The sequence below is a fragment of the Azorhizobium doebereinerae UFLA1-100 genome (assembly GCF_000473085.1).
GTDB classification, from domain to species: Bacteria; Pseudomonadota; Alphaproteobacteria; order Rhizobiales; family Xanthobacteraceae; genus Azorhizobium; species Azorhizobium doebereinerae.
The window spans coordinates 1-19,640 of record NZ_AXBA01000051.1; the positions used below are offsets into that span (position 1 = coordinate 1).

The following is a 19,640-nucleotide window of genomic DNA, read 5'->3' on the forward strand; positions in this document are numbered from 1 at the left end:
CGATGTAAAGGGCCTCTCGGACCTTTCGCCGGCCGCCCCAGATGCGCCGGGCCCCGCGCCATGTGCCGCTTTCGCGTGCATGGGGCGCAAGGCCGGCCAGAGAGGCGATGCGGCGGCGGCAGAGTGTTCCCAGCTCGGGCAGCTCGCCGAGCAGCGTGGCCAGCACCGTGGGACCGATGCCTGGCACGGCCGTCAGCAGAGCGGCCTGGGCCGAAAGGGCGCTGTCGTCAGCGATGAGGCCAGCGATGCACCGGTCGATCTGGGTGATCTGAGAGCTGAGCAGTTCGATGAACGCCACGATCTGGGCGCCGATCTCCTCCTGGCCGGCGCTGTGGCGACGCAGCTTTTCGGCCTTTCGCATCTCGACCAACTGCCTGCGGCGACGCAGGAAATCGGCAAGTTGGGTGCGGGCTGCGCTGACCGGGATGGTGACCGGCAGGTTGAGCGCACGGCCCATCTGGGCGAGCACTCGGGCATCGACTTTGTCGGTCTTGGCCAGGACGCCGCAGGCTCTGGCGAACTCTCGGGCTTGGCGGGGATAACGCGGGAGAATGGGCGGCTCCGCTCCGTCAGGGCGGCAATGATATCGCCGTCACAGTCGCATGTGGCCTCGAAGACGACGAGGGCGTCCCCTCGATCTCGGCGACCCATGCGGTGATAGCGTCCGGGATATTGGGGATTCTCAGCGTCTGGCCGGACGGCAGAGCGCAGAGGTCGAGGAAAGCGCGCGACAGATCGCAGCGGATGACGGGCTGTGGCATGGTGACGGCTCCTGTCCATGTCGTGCGGGATCTGCAGTCTCCCAAGCAACTGTTCAGGGTTCAGCGACAGCGGAAGGGACCCTTGCTCCCGCACGCACACCCTCGGGGGGCTCTCTTCCGCACCATCACTCTCTCACAGCTTCAACAGACGGGGGGCGTCCCGCGGACAGCGGAGCATGGGTGGCGCGGAGATAATCAAATGCCGAAGCGGCGTCCATGCGGATCGGGTGAGTAGAGGGCCCCCTGCTATTTATAGTAAAATTCGATGCAGCCTTTGAAGCAAAAAACGTCGCGGATATTGTCATTAGCATTTAATATGAATTCTCAGATGGTATCATTAATTCAGATTCTCGCATTCTGAATTGTCATTAATGATCAAATATAACGATTCGTTGCGGTTGATGGCTACCCTGTATCTGGTTCAGGTTTCTCAGCCTGAGGCGGGCCTGCAAGCTCCGCGTCAGCCTTAAGTGGAATAATATATCCATATAGTTCGCTACATTTATTGGAGGTAACGGTGGGCACGTTGATAACACTGGGAATCGATGCATACGTGAAGAAGGTCACGGATTACGCATCTCCTTGGTATAAAATTCCTAAGGAAGCGCTAGCGCCTCTCCCGCCAGAGCAAAAAAAGGAGCTGGCGGATCGAGAGGCGGCTGCCAAGAAGCTTGAGGCTGATGCCGCAAAGCTGATCGCTCAACATCAGAGCGGTGTATACGGCGAGGATGCCCCCTCAATCCTCGTGAGGAAAGATGTTTCGGCACTTTCTCTCGACCAGACGGTGGACGAGCTCGAAATAATGACACGCCTGTCCAAGGCAAATTTCTTCAAAAATGTAACCATTGAGGCACACCAAGGGGATAACGCAACCGACTCAGTCAGTACATATATGACATGGCTGCAAGAGCGGGTAACTCAACTGGGCACTGACGGCACATATTCGCAATTCTAACGGGCAGTTGCGCCCACCGGCATTGAACCGCCCCGGCTTTGCCGGAGGCCCCAACTCCTGAGAGGATGGGGCTATTCCGCGAGGAGTATGAAAGCACTGTGGCGACATCGCATTCCAACGGAAATTGCAATGTCCCGACGGGATCCCATCGACTAAACAGATACTTCGAGCCCCGTCTCCATGCAATTAGCACGAGGGTTTACACCGATACAGGCGTCCATGCCGACGTCACGGCCGGCTTTCTGTTCCTTTCTACGAAGAATGTTGTCAATTTTCTGTGGAATCAGGATCACGAAAATTACTTCTTGTTTCAAGAACATTATCATTATCTAAATTTTTACATCCCCTTCATCAAGGGAAAGGTCGAGGCGTCCAATATGCGCCTCATTCCATTCGATAGCCGCGGCCGCCCTGATCATATCTCAAGAATCGTCGGCAGACGGGGCAAAGCGGTTTCGCGCCGATGGCAACGGCACAACTGTTTTCGACGACGAGCACGACACGACATACTCGATGCCCGTAAATCTCGATCGCATCGCCGTTGTTCCTGAACTCAACGCCGGAGACCTCTTCCTGCTTCGAGGCGACATCATCCACAGGACCCAGGATTCGACCTCCAACCGGGTCGCCGTCTCATTTTGAAAGGTCAGCTCCCGCTCGGTCATCAGCCGGCGCAGGCTAAGCTTGGGCAGACAGACGAAGCGAGACATGATGAAGAAGGGAGGCGCCGTCTATGACGTTGCCATCGCCTATCTCGACAGGGAAAATCTGCAGGAGACGACGGCAATGGATCTGCTGCCTTACCTCCATGAACACCTGTACTGTTGATCCAAATTGCGCCCACATGAAACGGAGCGGCGAACCATTCCCCCCGACGAACAGCGAGAGCGCACCCTACTAAATACTGACGACAATCCCGCCGTTCTGGGGCCCGATCTCGGGTAGAGCGAGTTGTCAAACATTGGAGCCATCACTACAGTACATGGCAATAACAATAACGATCTCGGCGACACCGATGAGGCACATAGCCATGTCAGCGGCCCTTTGGATTGCGCGCGACTGAATCGGAAGCTGGCGCAAAGAATCTGAACCTAGTATTGCGAGCAATCAATACAGCACGAACCAGAAATAGTTGCCCAAAAACAATGAGATAATAGCGGGAGCATACGCCACATGAAGAAGCTGGCCGGCCCGATCATCGGAGCATTTGCATGTGCCCTCGTCGGGCTGCAGCCATGCGGTGCGGCTGAGCCGGAGCCGAAAAATGGCGGCACGATCGTCATGGCGACGACCGCCCAGGTCCAGGGCTTCGATGGGTTGACGACACGCTCAGCCAATCGCGAGACCACGATGGCCGGCGGGCTGGTGTTCTCCAACTTTTTCACACGGAACGACAAAGGCGAACGGATTCCGGACCTCGGGATCTCGCTCGACAGCTCGCCCGACGGCCTGACCTGGCGGCTGAAGCTGCGGCCCGGCCTCAAATTCTCCAACGGGGCGCCCTATACCGCGCACGATGTGGCGAACCATTTTCAGCGGATCCTCGATCCGTCGCGGAACCAGATGTTCGCGGCTGCGACGGGTTCGCTGAAGGAGGCGGTCGCCATTGACGATACCACCGTAGACTTTCATCTCGCCTATCCCTGGGCCGCCTTCCCGAGCATCTTCCTGATCGACAATTTTCTGATCTGGGTGATGCCCGCCGAGCATGAGAACACTGCCGGCCCCGACCTCAACCGCCGGCCCATAGGCGCCGGTCCCTATATGATGACAGAGTGGAAACAGGACGACAGCATCACCTTCGAGAAAAATCCCAACTACTGGAATCCGAAGGCCCAGCATCTCGACAAGATCGTCATCCGTTTCCTGCCCGATCCCACCGCACGCTTCACGGCCCTGAAGACCGGCGACATCGACATCTTCTATGAGCCCCTCGGCAAGCAGGTCGTGGCGGCGCGCGGCGATAAGAGTCTGAAGATTGTGGAGTACGTCGGCACCGGCGCCAGCACGGTCAACATCAACACCTCCGTGCCGCCGTTCGACGATGTCCGGGTCCGTCAGGCGCTTGCCCATGCCCTGGATCGCAACATCGAGCTGAAGGTCGGTTTCGACGGCGTCGGCACGCTCGCAACCAGCTTCTGGGGCGCGAACTCCGAGTGGCATTGCCCGGACGTCGGCTATCCCGAATACGATCCGGAGAAGGCAAAAGCCCTTCTTCAAGACTACGGCAAGCCGGTGAAGGTCGTGCTTCAGGTGCAGCCGACAACCATCATGAGCATTCCTGCGCAGCTCTACCAGAGCTTCTGGCTGAAGGTCGGTATTGAGACCGAGATCAAGAGCATTCAGGGTGGCCCCTCCTACATCAACCCGGTACTGCGGGGCGACTATCAGCTCGCCATGTGGGAAGTGGCCGATGTGCCCGACCCCGACTTTCAGGTCTATCAGGCCTTTTTCTCGAAGAGCGGCGGCAACATCACCAAGATCAGGGATCCGGTTCTCGACCAGGCCATCGAGACCGGCCGCCGCAGTCTCGACATCGAGGTCCGCAAGACGGCCTATTGCGATTTCAGCAAGGAGATGGCCAGGCAGATGCCGATCCTGCTGCGGCTGCAATCTAACTATTTCGCCATCACGCTGCCACGGGTCCACAACATCCCGCTGATGCGGCGGGGTCTCGTGCGGCTCAACGAAGTCTGGGTCGATCCCAAATAGGATGCGCATGCACGACCACACCGCAGGGGGCCGGCCATGACATCCTATGTTCTGCGCAAGCTGTTGCGCCTGGGCCTCGTCCTGCTGGTGGTCGCGGCCGCAAGCTTCCTGCTCATGAATTTGCTCCCGGGTGACGTCGCCTTGGCTCTGCTCGGCAACGAGGCGACGCCGGAAGCGGTCGCGCAGGTCCGCGCCGAGCTCGGCCTCGATCAGCCGCTCCTGATGCGCTACCTGCACTGGCTGGGTGGCTTCCTGTGCGGCGATCTCGGCCGCTCCTACATCACGCAGGTACCGGTGATGGAATCCATCCTCGATCGCCTTCCGGTGACGATCGAGCTGATGCTGTTGAGCCAGGGACTGGCGCTGCTCATCGCTGTTCCGACCGGCGTTCTGTGCGCCTACAAGGCCGGCAGCAGGATTGACCAGCTCGCGAATGCGGTGGGGCTGTTCCTGCTCGCGGCGCCGGTGTTCATTCTCGCAATCCTGCTGATGTTCCTGTTCGCGCTCAAGTTGCGCTGGCTGCCGTCCACCGGATACGTGCCGTTCATGACCGATCCGGTCCGAAACCTCGCGCATCTTGCATTGCCTGCGCTCGCGATCGCGCTGGCGGAATGGCCGTCCCTCTTCGCCGTGCTCCGCGGCGACATGATCAAGACGCTGCAGCAGGACTATATCGCCCTCGCCAAAGCCAAGGGCCTCGGTCCCGCTTTCATCCTGTTCCGCCACGCCTTGCGGCCATCCTCGTTCACGCTTGTGACGCTTTCCGGCCTGCAGATCGCCGCCACCATTGCCGGCGCGCTGGTGGTGGAGACCATTTTCGGATTACCGGGGATCGGCCGCATGCTGACAGGCGCGGTCTACAATCGCGACATGATGCTCGTGCAGGGATGTGTCGCGGTGATATCCGTCGGTTATGTCCTGATCAATTTCGGCGTCGATCTGATCTACGCGCTGCTCGATCCGCGCGTGCGGCAATGAACGCTCTCGCCGACGATCCCGGACATGAGACCGCATCGCCGGTCGGCGCGACCATCCCGATGCGCGTGCGCGATCGGCTGGGACTTCGCTTCTGGCTCCCGGCGGCCTGGATCACGATGGTGGTCGTTCTGGCCGCGACGGCCAGCCTTCTGCCATTGCCGAGCCCGATCGAGACGGACTTCACGGCGCTCTCCAACTGGCCCGATCGCGCCCACTGGTTCGGCACCGACCAACTCGGCCGGGACATCCTCTCCCGCGCCATCTTCGGAGCCCGGATATCCCTGACCGTCGGCCTGCTGGCACCGGCGCTCGGCCTTGGCATCGGCATGCTCCTGGGCATGACAGCCGGCTATTTTCGCGGGCGCGTCGAGATCGTCATCGGCGCCGCCATGGACGCGGTCATGGCGTTTCCCGGCATCCTGGTCGTCCTTGCCGTCACTGCCTATGTCGGGGCCAGCGTCCCGCTTCTGGTCATCCTGCTCGGTGTCTTGACGGTCCCCACCTTCATGCGGGTCGCGCGCGCCAATACGCTGGTGTTCGCCCAGCATGACTTCGTCCTGGCGGCCCGCGCCATGGGCGCGACCCACTGGCGGGTCCTGTCGCTGGAACTCCTGCCGAACGTCATGATCCCGATACTGATCTACGCGCTTCTCGTGGTCTCCCGCATCATCGTGGTCGAGGGCGTGCTGTCCTTTCTCGGCCTCAGCCTGCCGGCGCCGTGGCCGACCTGGGGCAACATGATCGCGGACGGCCAGGTCGAGCTGGCCACATTGCCCTACATCCCCTTCATTCCCGCCGCGCTGATGTTTCTCACGGTGCTGTCGATCAATCTGATCGGCGAGCGCCTGCGCGCGCGGACAGATCTGCGTGGCAGCGTGCTATGATGGATGCTGGCTTGCCCCTCCTCGAAGTGACCGACCTGGCGACGCACTTCCACACCCAGCGCGGCCTGCTGCGCGCGGTCGATGGCGTGTCGTTTTCGGTCCGGCGGGGGCAGACGCTGGGGATCGTCGGCGAGTCCGGGTCCGGCAAGAGCGCTCTCGCGCGCACGATCATCCGCATTCTGTCGAAGCGGCACACGACCACCACCGGCCGCATCACGTTCGAGGGCCGCGATCTGCTGACAGTGTCCGAGCCGGACATGCGCGACATCCGCGGCAGGGACATCGCGATGGTCTTCCAGGACCCGACGTCGTCGCTCAACCCGGTCAAGCAGGTCGGCGTCCAGATCGAGGAGGTCCTCGCCCGGCATCTGGGCTTGCGCGGCCGCGCCGCCCAGACGAGGGCCATCGAGCTTCTCACCTCCGTGGGCATGCCTCTCCCCCAGGAGCGTCTGCACCAGTATCCGCACCAGCTGTCGGGCGGCATGCGCCAGCGGGTCGCCATCGCCATTGCGCTCGCCTGCGAACCCAAGCTGCTGATCGCCGACGAGCCCACTACGGCCCTCGATGTCACCATCCAGGCGCAGATCCTCGACCTGCTGCACCGCCGGCAGAAGGCCCACCACATGGCGATGATCCTGATCTCGCACGACCTCGGCGTGGTGGCCGGATACACCGACACGGTCGCGGTGATGTATGCCGGGCAAATTGTCGAGCAGGCCTCGACACGATCGCTCTTCCGGAACTGCCGCATGCCCTATACGGCGGCCCTAATGCGGTCGGCGCCCAACCTGTCCGATCCGCCCCACACGCGGTTGCGCGCGATCACGGGACGGCCGCCGGACATGGTGCTGCCGCCGCCGGGATGCCGCTTCGAACCCCGCTGCGACGACGCAACCGACATCTGCCGAAACCGCCGGCCCGCGCTGTCGGCGTCCGACGCGGACGGTACGCACCGTTATGCCTGCTGGCACCCAGTCGCCTCTCCCGGAGCATCCGCGTGAGCCCGGCGGAACTCCTCGTCGTCGACGACCTGTCTGTCACCTACGCTCTGCCACGCGGGCGACAGCTGATAGCCGTCGCGAACGTCAGCTTTACGGTCCACAAGGGCGAAACGCTCGGGCTGGTCGGCGAATCCGGCTGCGGCAAATCGACGATCTCACGCGCGATCATGCAGCTTCCGCCGCCGACAGGGGGCGCGGTAGTCTTTGAGGGGCGCAACCTCGCCCACCTCGACACTGCGGCGCTGCGTCGGGCGCGCACACGACTGCACATGATTTTCCAGGATCCGATCTCCTCGCTCAATCCGCACCGCAAGGTGCGCGACATCGTTGCGGAGCCCTTGGCTATCGCCGGCATGGGCGACGCCGAAGACCGCAAGCGTCGCGTCCGGGCCGCACTCGAAAACGTCGGCCTCGATCCCGATCAGGTCATGGACCGCCGGCCGCACGAATTCTCAGGCGGCCAGTGCCAGCGCATCGCCATCGCCCGGGCACTGGTCACGGAGCCGCAGCTCGTGATCTGCGATGAACCAGTTTCGGCTCTCGACGTCTCCGTGCGTGCGCAGATCCTCAACTTCTTGGAAGATATGAAGGCGCACTACCACCTGACGCTGCTGTTCATCAGTCATGACCTTGCTGTGGTCAAGAACATCAGCGACCGCGTGGCGGTCATGTACCTCGGCCGCCTGTGCGAACTCGCGCCATCGGCGCGCCTCTACGAGGCGCCATTGCACCCCTACACGGCGGCATTGATGGCCGCCATTCCCGTCATGGACCCGGACCGGTGCCGCTCGCCGTCCCACCTGCTCGCCGGAGAGCTGCCCTCTCCCATGAACCCGCCGAGCGGCTGCCGCTTTCGGACCCGATGCCCCCGCGCGACGCCGCACTGTGCGGCGCATGAGCCGGAATGGCGGGAAACCGAAGCTGGCCACTTCGTCGCCTGTCATTTTCCGCTCGTCGCACCGCAAGGCGCGACGATCTCACCGGCGCGGCAGCCATGAGTTTCGCCAGTCTTTTCATGCCGCATTTAATCGTCAGGCGCGCCGGCCTCATGATCTGCAGCGACGGATGAAAATCAAGCGGGGCGCCCGATATCAGACCAACGCCCAATTGCATGAACGTTCGAATACAACATAAACTACGACCCATATCGCCGGATAACGCCACCTCCCGCCTTGGGAAGGCAAGAAGGATTCGGGTGATGCCAGATACCCCTGTTGTGTTTGCGATTATCATCCTCCTGCTTCCGATGATGTATCTGTTTCTCGCGGCGCCAGCCTTCCTGCTGGTGAGCCTTGAAATACCCTCCGTGGCGCGGCTGTTGCGCGCGATGTTCAATGGATATTTCGTTGCGCTGATCGGGGCCGGCGTCATCGGGGTGATCGCCGTTGCCGTCACCGGCCATCTCGGCTTATCGCTCAGCATTGGCTTGATCGTCGCCTTTTCCGCTTTGTCGCGGCGCTGGTTCTTGCGGCAGATGGATGAACGGATCAACCACCGAGACACCTCGAATACCGGCGCCACTCGGCAGCTACGACAACTGCATTGGGGCGGCATGCTCGCCAATGCGGTCCAGCTGATCGTGGTCCTGGCATGCATTCCATCCTTCGCTACGGCTTCATCCTGACCGGTCCAGTTCTGGCGGATCGGGTCCGGTGAACGACGGCAGCCAACAGCGGGGCCAGAGCCTTCGCAAGCGCATTGATGTGTGGAAGCTCGACGAGCCGATACTCCTCACGAATGTCAACATTCACCGCATTCTGGCTAAGCCCACCAGAGGTGGCGAGACCGCTGAAGTGAGGACTGGCTGCCTCCCTGAGCAATGGTCCTCCCTTAGGTATGGTTTCTTACCATCTGGAGAACTGTTTAATGCCGAGGAAGAGGCACACACCTGACGAGATCATCGCCACGCTGCGGCAGTTGCTGGCCCCCATCGAGTGGTCCGGTTGCAATGTTGGCTCATGAGCGTCACTGACGCTACCGTTGGTGTGGCCGGCGGAGCTGGTCGGGGTTGCGCAGCCGGCCATAGCGCGACCTCGGGTGCGGGCGGCCTGTAGCCGAGCGCCGAGTGCGCGCGGATGGCGTTGTAGAGCAGCCGCCAGCTCTCGATCACAGCCTTGGCTTAGGTGGCGGACATCAGGCCCTGGCGCGATCTTCGCCCAGCCCTCGAGATAGGTCTGGCGGCGCTGCTCCAACCACGCATCATTCGGCTGATTCCCCACACGCCACGAATCGGCCGTAGGGCCAAGCGAACGCTGGCGGGGTGGCGGGGTGAGCACGATCCCCGCCAGCGTTCTCTCAGCCGTGCGGGCTACTGCGCCGAGCCCGTTCCCGCTCCGCGATAGCGCGACAGCCAGTAGGCGTACTGCGTCGGCAGCGTGGCCCATTCCGGCCGATCCACGCCGAGGGCCTTGGCAAGCGCGAAGGTGTAGTGCGGGTCCGCCAGATGAGCCCGGCCGATCATCACCAGATCCATCTGGCCGGTGGCAATGGCGCGTTCGGCGTCGTTGGGACCGTCGATGCACCAGGAGGAGGCGACAGGAAGAGCCGCCTCGCGTCGCACACGCTCCGCCACTGGCGCGAGGAATGCCGGCCCCCACGGCGTCTTCCCACGGGCCGTGGAGAAGCCGATGCTGACGTTGAGCAGGTCCAGGCCGCCATCGCGCAGGTCCTTCACCAACGCGATGGATTCGGCCAGCGTCTCCTCGTCGTGACCGTCATACTCGATCACGCCGAAACGGGCCGTCAGGGGCAGGTTTTCCGGCCAGACGCCGCGCACAGCCGCAAGCGTCTGTCTCAGGAAGCGGCTGCGGCCGGCGAAATCGCCGCCATATTGGTCCGTGCGCTGATTGGCCTCGCGCGAGAAGAAGGACTGCGCGAGATATCCGTGAGCGAGGTGCAGTTCCAGCCATTCGAAGCCGGCCTCTCGGGCTCGCCGGGCAGCTTGGGCGAAATCCTTCTGCACCCGCTCGATGTCGCCGAGCGTCATGGCCTTGGGCACCTTGGGCAGGCCGCCGCCAAAGGCGATCGCCGAGGGGGCGATCGTTTCCCACCCGCGCGGATCGCCGTCCGGGATGTGGTCGTCACCCTCCCAGGGCCGGTTGGCGCTGGCCTTGCGTCCCGCATGGGCGATCTGGATGCCGGGCACCGCGCCGGCCGCCTTGATCGCGCGGGCGATGCGAGAAAGCCCCTAGATATGGGCGTCGCTCCAGATACCGGTGCAGCCGGGCGTGATGCGGCCCTCGGGCGACACGCCGGTCGCTTCGACGATGACAAGACCGGCGCCGCCGCGGGCCATGCCGGCATAGTGCGCTTCGTGCCAGTCGGTGATGAAGCCGTCTACGGCGCTGTACTGGCACATCGGCGGTACGGCCACGCGATTGCGCAGCGTGACGTCCTTCAGCGTGAAGGGGGTGAACAGTTCTGACATGGGATCATCGCTCAATTTGCAGAGGAGTGAGGCGGATCAGCGGCTTGCCGCCGAACCGTCGGTTCAGGGACATCGGCGAGATCCCGCGGCAATTTCCGAGACATCCCGGACGACCGGGGTCGTGCCCCGCAAGCGGCGCCCGGCCGGTTCAAGCCGCAGGTGTGCGTCGACGTCCGCCGGGCGCCGCTTGCGGGCCTCGCCATCGCCCGGCCGGCACAGCGCGCGACCTCGCGCATGGAAAAGGCGCGGCCGAAAGGCGGGGATGGCCGCTCCGATATCGCGGCAACCGGCATCCCTGCTCTCGTCGGCCATCGTGCTTTCCTACTCGCCGGCGGAGGCCTTCGCCGCCACGAGTGTGAGCCGGGCGGTCTCCTCCGAAGAGGACGGATTCTGGCCTGTCACCAGCCTGCCGTCGCTCAGCGCGAAGGGTTGGAAGTCCGGGCCACTCTCATATCGGCCGCCCAATTCCCGCAGGCGGCTTTCGAGCAGGAAGGGAACAGCCTTCTCAAGACCGGCTGCCGTCTCTTCGGAGTTGGAGAAGCCGGCAACGCGGCGCCCGGACACGACCGGCTTGCCGTCGGTATCCTTGACGTTCACGAGGCCCGCCGGACCGTGGCAGACGGCGGCAAGCACCTTGCCCTGCGCCCAAGCCTTCGACAGCAGCGCCGCGAGATCGCCGCTCCGGGGCAGGTCCCACATCGTACCGTGGCCGCCAGGCAGGAAGATTGCGTCATAGGTTTCGGAAGAGACATCCGTCACCTTCCTCGACGCCGCGACCGACTGCATCGCAGTCTGGTCGGCCAGGAAGCGCTCGACGCTCGGCTCATTCTCACCCTTGGGCTTCAGCGAGGCGGGGTCGATGGGAACCTTGCCGCCATCGATCGAGACGATGTCGACCTGCGCGCCGGCATCGACGAACGTGTAATAGGGCGTGGCCAATTCCTCGAACCAGACGCCAGTAGGCTTTCCGGTGTCGCCAAGTGCGGCATGCGAGGTCAGGATGATCAGGATCTTGATAGCTGTGGTCATGGCAGCTCCCTTGCGGATTGCGTCTTGGGCAAGACCCGGCGGCCCGCCCGATGGGCTCCAGAGCCGGCTCTGATCGGGTTGAAGCAACCTGATCGGTGAATCCGTCTCTCACACGTTGATGGAGAACGTTTTTGCCGTTCAAACGGCGATGCCATTCGAACGGAACGGGCTCTAGGCGGCGTTGCTGCGCGCTGCCGCGACGAGACCGTCCAGCCAGTCCTGGTGCCCGTTGATCATCGGGTTGGGCTTGGCGCGGGCCAGTTCTTCGGCCGGCTTCCCGTTCTGGCTTTCCTGGGTGAGGATGCGCACGCGGCCACCGGACAAATCCTCGACCAGCCACGCATGATGGACATCCAGGCGGTCGCCGGCCCCCTCGGCACCGGCCCAGCCATGCCAGGCGACACGGCCCGGCTGGCCGTTCGCCGGCGGAATATATTCGGTGCACTGCGCTTCGACCGGGAACCCGAACGTTTCGAAGTAGAAGCGATCGCCCTCGTCCAGTTCCGGTCCCTCGTCATCGTGGAATCGAACATTCGCTGAGTTTGCGTAATAAGTCGGCCATAGATGTGGTGTGACCAGAAATGGCCACACCATTTCGGCCGTCAGGCCGGAGACGATGACTTCGTTGGAGGCGAAATTGTCCGTAAATCCTGGAAGATAGCCTTCCGGCCATTTGATCGCATTCATCGCTGCTCCTTGGGAGGCTCCCCCGCTCGCACCTGCCCTGCTGTTTTCCTTGCCAGGACGATAAAAACATCGCAGACATAAGACAAATCATACGAGACGATCACAGCCATAACGATGAGAGATATCAGGACGCTCGACCTCAATCTCCTGCGCACGCTGGACGCGCTGCTCGATGAACGCAGCGTCACGCGCGCGGCCGAGCGCCTGGGCTTCACGCAGCCCGCGGTGAGCGGCATGCTCACGCGCCTGCGCGAAAGCTTCGACGATCCCCTGTTCGCGCGCACGCAGCGGGGAATCGTGCCGACGTTGCGCGCCACCGAGCTGGCCGGGCCGGTCAAGCAGATCCTGGCCGACGTCGAGAGCCTTCTACAGCCGGCCAGCTTCAATCCTTCCACGGCGGAGTTCACGCTGTCGATCGCCGCGACCGACTACGCGCTCCAGGCGGTGGTGGTGCCGTTCCTGGCCAAGCTGCGCCCAAAGGCGCCGGGCATCCGCGTCGCCATCCGCCCGGTCGAGGACGACCGCGTGCAGGCGCAATTCGAGTGCGGCGACCTGGATCTCGCGCTGATGACGCCGGAATCGGCGCTGCCCGATCTCCATGCACGCCGGCTGTTCGACGAGACCTATGTCTGCGCGCTGCGCAGCGATCATCCGGATGCCGGCGGCGGCACTCTGCCGCTGGAGGAGTTCTGCGCGCTGGACCAGGCGCTGATCTCCTACTCGGGCGAGCGCTTCTGGGGCGCGACCGACGATGCGCTGGCCAAAGCCGGCCGGGAGCGCCGCGTGGTGGTGACGATGACCAGCTTCCTCGCGCTGGCCGGCCTGCTGCGCACCACCGATCTGGTGGCGATCGTGCCGCGTCGGCTTGCAGAGAATGCTGCGGGTCTCGCCGTTCTCGAGCCGCCGATCGATATCCCCGGCTTCACCAAGCTGGCCGTCTGGCACGAGCGCACGCACCGCGATGCCGGGCATCGATGGATCCGGGCGCTGCTGTTCGAGACCTGCGGCTGCCTTGAGGTCGCCGGTCCTGAAATGGGAACGCTTCAGCGACGGTAAGCCATATGGCCTGGTGCTGCTCGCTCATGCCCGCATGCCTCGCGGCGGCGCGGGCCGCGCCGCCATCCCCATGACCGGCCGCGACGGCCGACGGTCCATCTCTATCGATCGTAGGCTCAGGAGGTCTACCGGCTGCCGCAGCGGGCCGGCACGCGGCGACTGACAGCATCCAGCGGAGATCGCGGTCCGACGTCTGCGCCGCCATCGCCGGACAGCGGAATGGCGGCCGCGTTAATACACGCAAAAGTTGCACAATTGACCGCCAGTCACAAGCCGAGCCGGCACGCAGTCACCCGCGATCGGGCCCCGGCGGCGGCTGGGCATGGCCCGATGAATACTTTCCATGCCATTCAAAGCACGCGAGAAAATGCTTTCATGGCTACGGTGTTTTTGCGCACCGGATGGCCTGCGGCGATTGACAATCGCGCGCCTCCTCGGATACACGTATTGCGATCGTCATCGGCATTATACATCTCTAGACGGATGTTCGCGATGCGCCTCGGCACGACAGCCTGCTTCCCGTTCGTGCCGCCGTCGCGGGCCCATGCGGCGCCGCTTGCGCGGCGGCCAGTTTCGGGCCCTCCAGGAAAGGGGCATCGCCGGGGCGGAAGCCCCCCGCGCCCGCCCACCCCCACCGATGACCGAGCCGCCGCAGCGGCTGGCACCTGCGGCCGCAATGCCGTCTGGCATGTGGCTTGCTGGTCGCGGGATCATCAATGCGCCGGAGACGCCGCGCGGACTGTCGGTCCGGTGCCGGATGCGGGGATGGCGCGCGCGTGCAGCCGGAGGCGGATCACGCCATGACCCTCCCGCTCATTCCCTACCCCTCCACCTCGGCGGCGCTGGAGCAGCCGATGCTGCGCCAGCTGGGGCCGAACCTCTATCTGCTGATGTTCCGGCTGATGAAGCTGGTACCGGCGAAGTTCATCATCGACCAGGCGCTCGCCCGGGGAAAACTGCCGCCCGGCGGGCTGGTGATGGAGACCTCCAGCGGCACCTTCGCGCTGGGCCTCGCCATCGTCTGCTGCGAGCGCGGCCTGCCCTTCGTCATCTTCAGCGATCCCATCGTCGACCGCGGTCTGCGCCGCCAGCTCGAGTTGCTCGGCGGCGAGGTCTGCATCATCGAGCAGCCGGCAGCGGTGGGCGGCTTCCAGCAGGCCCGGCTCGACGCCCTGGATGCGCGCCTCGCGGCCGCGCCGGGGGCGTTCTGGAGCCGGCAATATTCCAACCCCGACAATGCCCGTGCCTATGCGGAGCCGGCCGACCAGCTGCGCGCCGCATTGGGCGACCGGCTGACGCTGGTGGGAACGGTCGGCTCCGGCGGCTCGACCGGCGGCATGGCCGCGCGGCTGCGCGCCACCGGCGCAGCCTGCCGGCTGGTCGGCGTCGATACCTTCCACAGCGTGCTGTTCGGCCAGCCGGACGGGCCCCGCCTGCTGCGTGGCCTGGGCAACAGCCTGCTGCCGCCCAATGTGGACCATGCCGCCTATGACGAGATCCACTGGGTCAGCGCGGAGGCCGGCTTCAACGCCACCCGGCACCTGATGCAGGCCGAGGCGGTGTTCGCCGGGCCGACCACCGGAGCGGCGCATCTCGTCGCGCGCTGGCATGCGGCCGCGCATCCCGACGAGACCGTGGTGTTCGTCGGCGCAGACGAGGGGCACCGCTATCTCGCCACGGTCTACGACCGCGACTGGCTGGCGGCGGCGGGCCTGAGGCCGGATGCGCCCTTGCCCGCGCAGCCGGTGGCCGCGCCCCGTCCCGCCGCGGCCGGCGGCGACTGGGCGTGCTTCGCCTGGAACCGCCGGTCCCTGCGCGAGGTGGCGGACCCGGCATGACACGACGTCCCAGATCCCAGCGGCGCAGCGCGCCCACCACCGATGGAGAACCAGCCATGGCCATGGAATCGCAGGAGAGCAAGCCTTACGAAGCCACGGCTCAGCAGGCCGCGGCACCGGAGGCCGGCCCGAAGGCGAAGGCCCGCGTCCCTGTGGCGGACGAGCCCGGCGATCCGCCGCCGGAGCCGGCCGCCGATCCCGCCCCCACCCAGCCGTTCGAGGCGGCCCTGCTGGGCTATCTCGACGCCCTGCAAGGCGCCTGGCTGCCCCTGGAAGCTGTGCGGAAATCCGGCGGCGCCTACCGCCAGTTCCTTGACACCCTCGATGCGCCGGCCGAGCCGGGGCCGGGTCAGGGGCTGGCGCAGTTCGACAGCTACTGCGGCTATCTGCGGCTGATGGACGAGCTGTGGGCGCCCGACCGCTGCCAGGCGCGGGTGGCGGCGGTCTATCAGGACTATCTCGCCGCCTTGCGCGCGGCCTGGGTGGAGGCGGACCTCGCCCGGCTCGATCCGGCCATGCTCCACGCCGTCGCCAGCAGCATGGCGCTGGTCGCATCCAGCGCCGTGCAGACGCCGCCGCCCCCGCTCTGGCATCCGCAGATGTACCAGGAGGCGTGAGGCTGGCGAGGCGACGGGAGCCGCTGCCCCGCCCGTCCGCGATGGCGGACGGGACGCCCGGCCAAGAGTGCCCGGAAAGGGCTGACGGACAAGACTGACCGGAACGGCCAAGACCGACCGGCGCGCCCGAGCGCGGCCGGAACCGATGAGGATTCGCCGGAAAACGCCATGACCAGCATCGATCTTCGCATCGCCGCATTGTCGCCCGGCCGGCGGTCGGTCCTCGAACGCCGGCTGCTCGCCTGGGGCCGGCCGGCGGAGGCCGGCTCGGCGCCCCGCGCGGGCGACGCGGGCGCGGGGCCCGCCCCGCTGTCCTTCGCGCAGGAGCGTCTGTGGTTCTTCGAGCAGCTGCATCCGGGCAGCGCGGTCTACAACATCCCCGTGGCGCTGCGCTTGCCCGGCAGCCTCGATCCCGCCCTGCTCAAGCGTGCCCTCGCCGAGATCGTCGCCCGCCACGCCGCCTTGCGCACCACCTTCGCCGCCCGCGACGGAAGCCCGGTGCAGGTGGTCGCCCCGCATGTCGCGCTCGACCTGCCGCTGGACGACCTCTCCGCCCTCCCCGCCGACGCGCGCCAGGCCGAGGCTGCCCGCCGTGCGACCGAGGAGGGACGTCTCCCCTTCGACCTCGCCGCAGGCCCCCTGCTCCGCGCCCGCCTGCTCAAGCTCGCCGCCGACGATCATCTCCTGCTCCTCACCCTGCACCACATCGTCTCCGATGGATGGTCCATGGGCGTCCTGTTCCGCGAGCTCTCAGCCCTCTATCCAGCCTTCCTCGCCGGCCGCCCNTCGCCGCTCCCGCCGCTCCCCATCCAGTATCCCGACTATGCCCGCTGGCAGCGCGACTGGCTCGCCGGAGACGAGCTGGAGCGGCAGCTCTCCTACTGGCGCACGCAGTTGGCCGGCTGCCCTGCGCTCATAGACCTGCCCACCGACAGGCCCCATCCCCCGGTGCAATCCTATGCCGGCGGCCTCTTCACCTTCACCATCCCCGCACCCCTGGTGCAGCGCCTGCGCGCCCTCGGCCAGCAGCGCGGCGCGACCCTCTTCATGACCCTGCTCGCCGCCTTCAAGGTTCTCCTCCTGCGCTATTGCGGGCAGGACGACATCGTCGTCGGCACACCCATCGCCAACCGCACACGCGTCGAGGTCGAGCCGCTCATCGGCTTCTTCGTCAACACTTTGGTCCTGCGCACCTCGCTCGCCGCAGACCCCTCCTTCGCAGAGGTCGTCGACCGCGTCCGCGACACCACCCTTGCCGCCTATGCCCACCAGGATCTCCCCTTCGAGCGCCTTGTCGAAGAGATCCAGCCCGAGCGCAGCCTCGGACACCATCCCCTGTTCCAGGTCATGTTCGTGCTGCAGAATGCCGACGCGCCGGGCCCCGCCGCCGCGCCCGATCCGGCGCGCGCCGCGCCGCAGGTGGAACTGGGCACCGGCCGCTTCGACCTGACCTTTGCCGCCAGCGAGACCGGGCAGGGCCTGGAGGCCGTGCTCGACTACAATTCGGACCTGTTCGATCCCGCCACCGTCGCGCGGATGGCGGCGCACTTCCAAGTCGTGCTGGAGGCCGCCGCCGCGGCCCCGGGCCTGTCCGTTTCGCAGGTGCCGATCATGGACGCGGCGGAAGCCGGCCGCATGCGGGAGCTGGGCCGGGGGCCGGCGCTGCCCTATGCCTCGGACAGCTGCGTCCACCGGCTGTTCGAGCAGCAGTCCGCCCGCACCCCACGGGCGCCGGCCCTCGCCTGCGGCGCGGAGATCGTCGACTACGCCACGCTGAACGCCCGCTGCAATCGGCTGGCCCGCCATCTGCAAGCCTGCGGCGTCGGCCCCGGCAGCCGCGTGGCGCTGTGCCTGGAGCGTTCGGTGGCGATGGTGGAGATGATCCTCGCCACGCTGAAGGCCGGCGCCGCCTATGTGCCCCTCGACGCCGGCTACCCCGTGCCGCGGCTCGACGTCATGCTGGCGGATTGTGGCGCGGCTGTGCTGGTGGTGGACGAGGCCTCGCCGGCCGGCCTCGCGATCCCGGCCGGCACGCGGCTCGTGACCCTGGCCGAGGCGCGCGCCGGCGCCCGCGACCTGCCCGACGATCATCTGCCCGACGACCATCTGCCGGACGATAATCTGGCGGACGATTGCGGCGCCTCCGGCCTTGCCTATGTCATCTACACCTCGGGCTCCACCGGCACGCCGAAGGGGGTGTCCATCGCCCATCGCGGCCTGTGCAACGTGGTGGCGGCCCAGCGCATCCTGTTCGGCCTCGGCCCGCGCGACCGCGTGCTGCACGTCGCCTCGCCCTCGTTCGACGCTTCGGTATTCGAACTGCTGCTGGCCTTCGGCGCCGGCGCCACCCTGTGCATTCCCGTGCCCGATCGCGAGGCCCCCGGCGCTCCCGCCCTCGCCGCGCTGGCGGAGATGGGCGTGACCGCCGCCGTGCTGCCGCCCTCGGTGCTGGCCGTCCTGCCGCATCCCCTGCCCGCCTTGTCGACGCTGATCGTCGCCGGCGAGGCCTGCCCGCCGTCCCTGGCGGAGCAGTGGGCCGCCGGCCGCCGCTTCTTCAACGCCTATGGGCCGACCGAGGCGACGATCTGGGCCACCACCCATCGCTACCAGCCCGGTTCCGGCTGCCTGCCCATCGGCAGGCCCATCCCCAATGCGCGCCTTCTGGTAGCGGACAGCGCGGGGCGGCCGGTGCCGTTCGGCGTGCGCGGCGAAATCTGGATCGGCGGCGAAGGCGTGGCGGCGGGCTATCTCGGGCGACCGGAGCTGACCGCGGACCGCTTCGTCGCCACGGCGGACGGCGAGCGCTTCTATCGCACCGGCGATCTCGGCCGGTGGCGGGCCGACGGCACGCTGGAATTCCTCGGCCGGCGCGACAGCCAGGTGAAGATCCGCGGCGTCCGGGTCGAGATCGGCGAAGTCGAGGCGGCGCTCGCGGCGGCGCCGGAGGTGCGCGAGGCCGCCGTTCTGGCCCTGCCCGACAGCGCGGGCAGCCTGCGCCTCACCGCCTATGTGGTGCTTGCGGACGCGGCCGCCCCCATCGACGACCTGCGCCGCCGTCTGCGCGCCCGCCTGCCGGATGTCATGGTGCCCACCGCCTGGATGCGGCTGGACGCGCTGCCGGTGACGCCCAACGGCAAGGTGGACCGCAAGGCGCTGCCCCGGCCCGACGATGCAGGTCTCGACCGCCCGCCGTTTGCGCCGCCGTCAACGCCGGAGGAGCACAGCCTCACCCGGCTGTGGCAGGAATTGCTGGGCGTCGAGCCGGTGGGCGTCAACGACAATTTCTTCGATCTCGGCGGCCACTCGCTGCTGGCCACCCGCCTTGCCGCGCGCCTGCAGGAGGCGTTCGGCCGCGCCGTGCCGCTGCGGCTGGTGTTCGAGCAGCCCACCGTGGCCGAGCTTGCCGCCGCCCTTGCCGCCTCCGCCCCCGCGCCGCAGCCGGACGCCATCGCCGCCGATCCCGGCGCCGATGTGGCGGCGAGGGTCGATGCCATGGGCGCCGGCGATGTAGACCGCGAACTGGCCCGCCTCCTGGGGCTGGCGGCGCAAGCGGCGCCGGCGGAGCCCGCCGGCATGCCGCCCGATCCGCCCGCCCCGCTGTCCTTCGCGCAGGAGCGTCTGTGGTTCTTCGAGCAGTTGCATCCGGGCAGCGCGGTCTACAACATCCCCGTGGCGCTCCGCCTGCCCGGCAGCCT

General features: G+C 66.1%; 14 protein-coding genes and 2 pseudogenes. 11 read left to right on the forward strand and 5 right to left on the reverse strand.

Annotated elements, in window-relative coordinates; translation table 11 throughout:
• On the reverse strand, positions 1 to 553 hold a 553-nt coding region (locus YU1_RS0123935; RefSeq protein WP_342447013.1), incomplete at its 3' end, for a transposase.
• Between the two features lie 761 nt (positions 554 to 1,314).
• On the opposite strand from YU1_RS0123935, the gene YU1_RS33665 reads away from it, so the two are divergent.
• From YU1_RS33665 to YU1_RS0123975, 7 genes are all read left to right on the forward strand, one after another.
• Positions 1,315 to 1,716 carry a hypothetical protein gene (locus YU1_RS33665; RefSeq protein ID WP_156922411.1) on the forward strand — a complete coding sequence of 134 codons (402 nt, stop codon included), beginning with the start codon at positions 1,315 to 1,317 and terminating at the stop codon, positions 1,714 to 1,716.
• A 1,173-nt stretch (positions 1,717 to 2,889) separates the two neighbouring features.
• Entirely contained in the window at positions 2,890 to 4,428 is a 1,539-nt protein-coding gene (locus YU1_RS0123950) for an ABC transporter substrate-binding protein (protein WP_029006239.1), read from the forward strand.
• A 36-nt stretch (positions 4,429 to 4,464) separates the two neighbouring features.
• Positions 4,465 to 5,406: an ABC transporter permease gene (locus tag YU1_RS0123955; protein WP_029006240.1), complete on the forward strand. Its 942-nt coding sequence runs from the start codon at positions 4,465 to 4,467 to the stop codon at positions 5,404 to 5,406.
• Positions 5,403 to 6,290, forward strand: coding sequence for an ABC transporter permease (locus tag YU1_RS30970; RefSeq protein ID WP_051357283.1), 888 nt, complete (start codon positions 5,403 to 5,405; stop codon positions 6,288 to 6,290). The genes YU1_RS0123955 and YU1_RS30970 overlap by 4 nt, the downstream gene beginning before the upstream one ends.
• A complete protein-coding gene (locus tag YU1_RS0123965; RefSeq protein WP_029006241.1) occupies positions 6,290 to 7,291 on the forward strand; it encodes an ABC transporter ATP-binding protein in 1,002 nt (333 codons plus the stop codon). Before YU1_RS30970 ends, YU1_RS0123965 begins: the two co-directional genes overlap by 1 nt.
• On the forward strand, positions 7,282 to 8,289 hold the full coding sequence (locus YU1_RS30975) for an ABC transporter ATP-binding protein (protein ID WP_035716597.1): 1,008 nt from the start codon (positions 7,282 to 7,284) through the stop codon (positions 8,287 to 8,289). The genes YU1_RS0123965 and YU1_RS30975 overlap by 10 nt, the downstream gene beginning before the upstream one ends.
• Before the next feature lie 200 nt (positions 8,290 to 8,489).
• Positions 8,490 to 8,915 (forward strand): hypothetical protein, encoded by a 426-nt coding sequence (locus YU1_RS0123975; protein ID WP_029006242.1) that lies wholly within the window; start codon positions 8,490 to 8,492, stop codon positions 8,913 to 8,915.
• 273 nt (positions 8,916 to 9,188) lie between these two features.
• Here the strand turns inward: YU1_RS0123975 and YU1_RS34555 are convergent.
• The 4 genes and pseudogenes from YU1_RS34555 to YU1_RS0123990 form a co-directional block, all read right to left on the reverse strand.
• A pseudogene (locus tag YU1_RS34555) lies at positions 9,189 to 9,410 on the reverse strand (integrase core domain-containing protein); the annotation flags it as partial.
• 189 nt (positions 9,411 to 9,599) lie between these two features.
• A pseudogene (locus YU1_RS30980) lies at positions 9,600 to 10,718 on the reverse strand (NADH:flavin oxidoreductase/NADH oxidase).
• A gap of 321 nt (positions 10,719 to 11,039) precedes the next feature.
• Complete coding sequence (locus YU1_RS0123985; protein ID WP_029006243.1) at positions 11,040 to 11,747, reverse strand: type 1 glutamine amidotransferase domain-containing protein; 708 nt, start codon at positions 11,745 to 11,747, stop codon at positions 11,040 to 11,042.
• 171 nt (positions 11,748 to 11,918) lie between these two features.
• Entirely contained in the window at positions 11,919 to 12,434 is a 516-nt protein-coding gene (locus tag YU1_RS0123990; protein ID WP_029006244.1) for an SRPBCC family protein, read from the reverse strand.
• Positions 12,435 to 12,548: 114 nt separating this feature from the next.
• Here YU1_RS0123990 and YU1_RS0123995 point away from each other — a divergent pair, with 114 nt between their 5' ends.
• The 4 genes from YU1_RS0123995 to YU1_RS0124020 form a co-directional block, all read left to right on the forward strand.
• A complete protein-coding gene (locus tag YU1_RS0123995; protein ID WP_029006245.1) occupies positions 12,549 to 13,490 on the forward strand; it encodes a LysR family transcriptional regulator in 942 nt (313 codons plus the stop codon).
• 800 nt (positions 13,491 to 14,290) lie between these two features.
• The gene (locus tag YU1_RS0124005) at positions 14,291 to 15,328 is read left to right on the forward strand and encodes a pyridoxal-phosphate dependent enzyme (RefSeq protein ID WP_029006246.1); all 1,038 of its coding nucleotides are present in this window, start codon (positions 14,291 to 14,293) and stop codon (positions 15,326 to 15,328) included.
• 56 nt (positions 15,329 to 15,384) lie between these two features.
• A complete protein-coding gene (locus tag YU1_RS32230) occupies positions 15,385 to 15,945 on the forward strand; it encodes a hypothetical protein (RefSeq protein WP_051357285.1) in 561 nt (186 codons plus the stop codon).
• Positions 15,946 to 16,113: 168 nt separating this feature from the next.
• The coding region (locus YU1_RS0124020; RefSeq protein WP_029006248.1) for a non-ribosomal peptide synthetase at positions 16,114 to 19,640 on the forward strand (3,527 nt) is incomplete at its 3' end.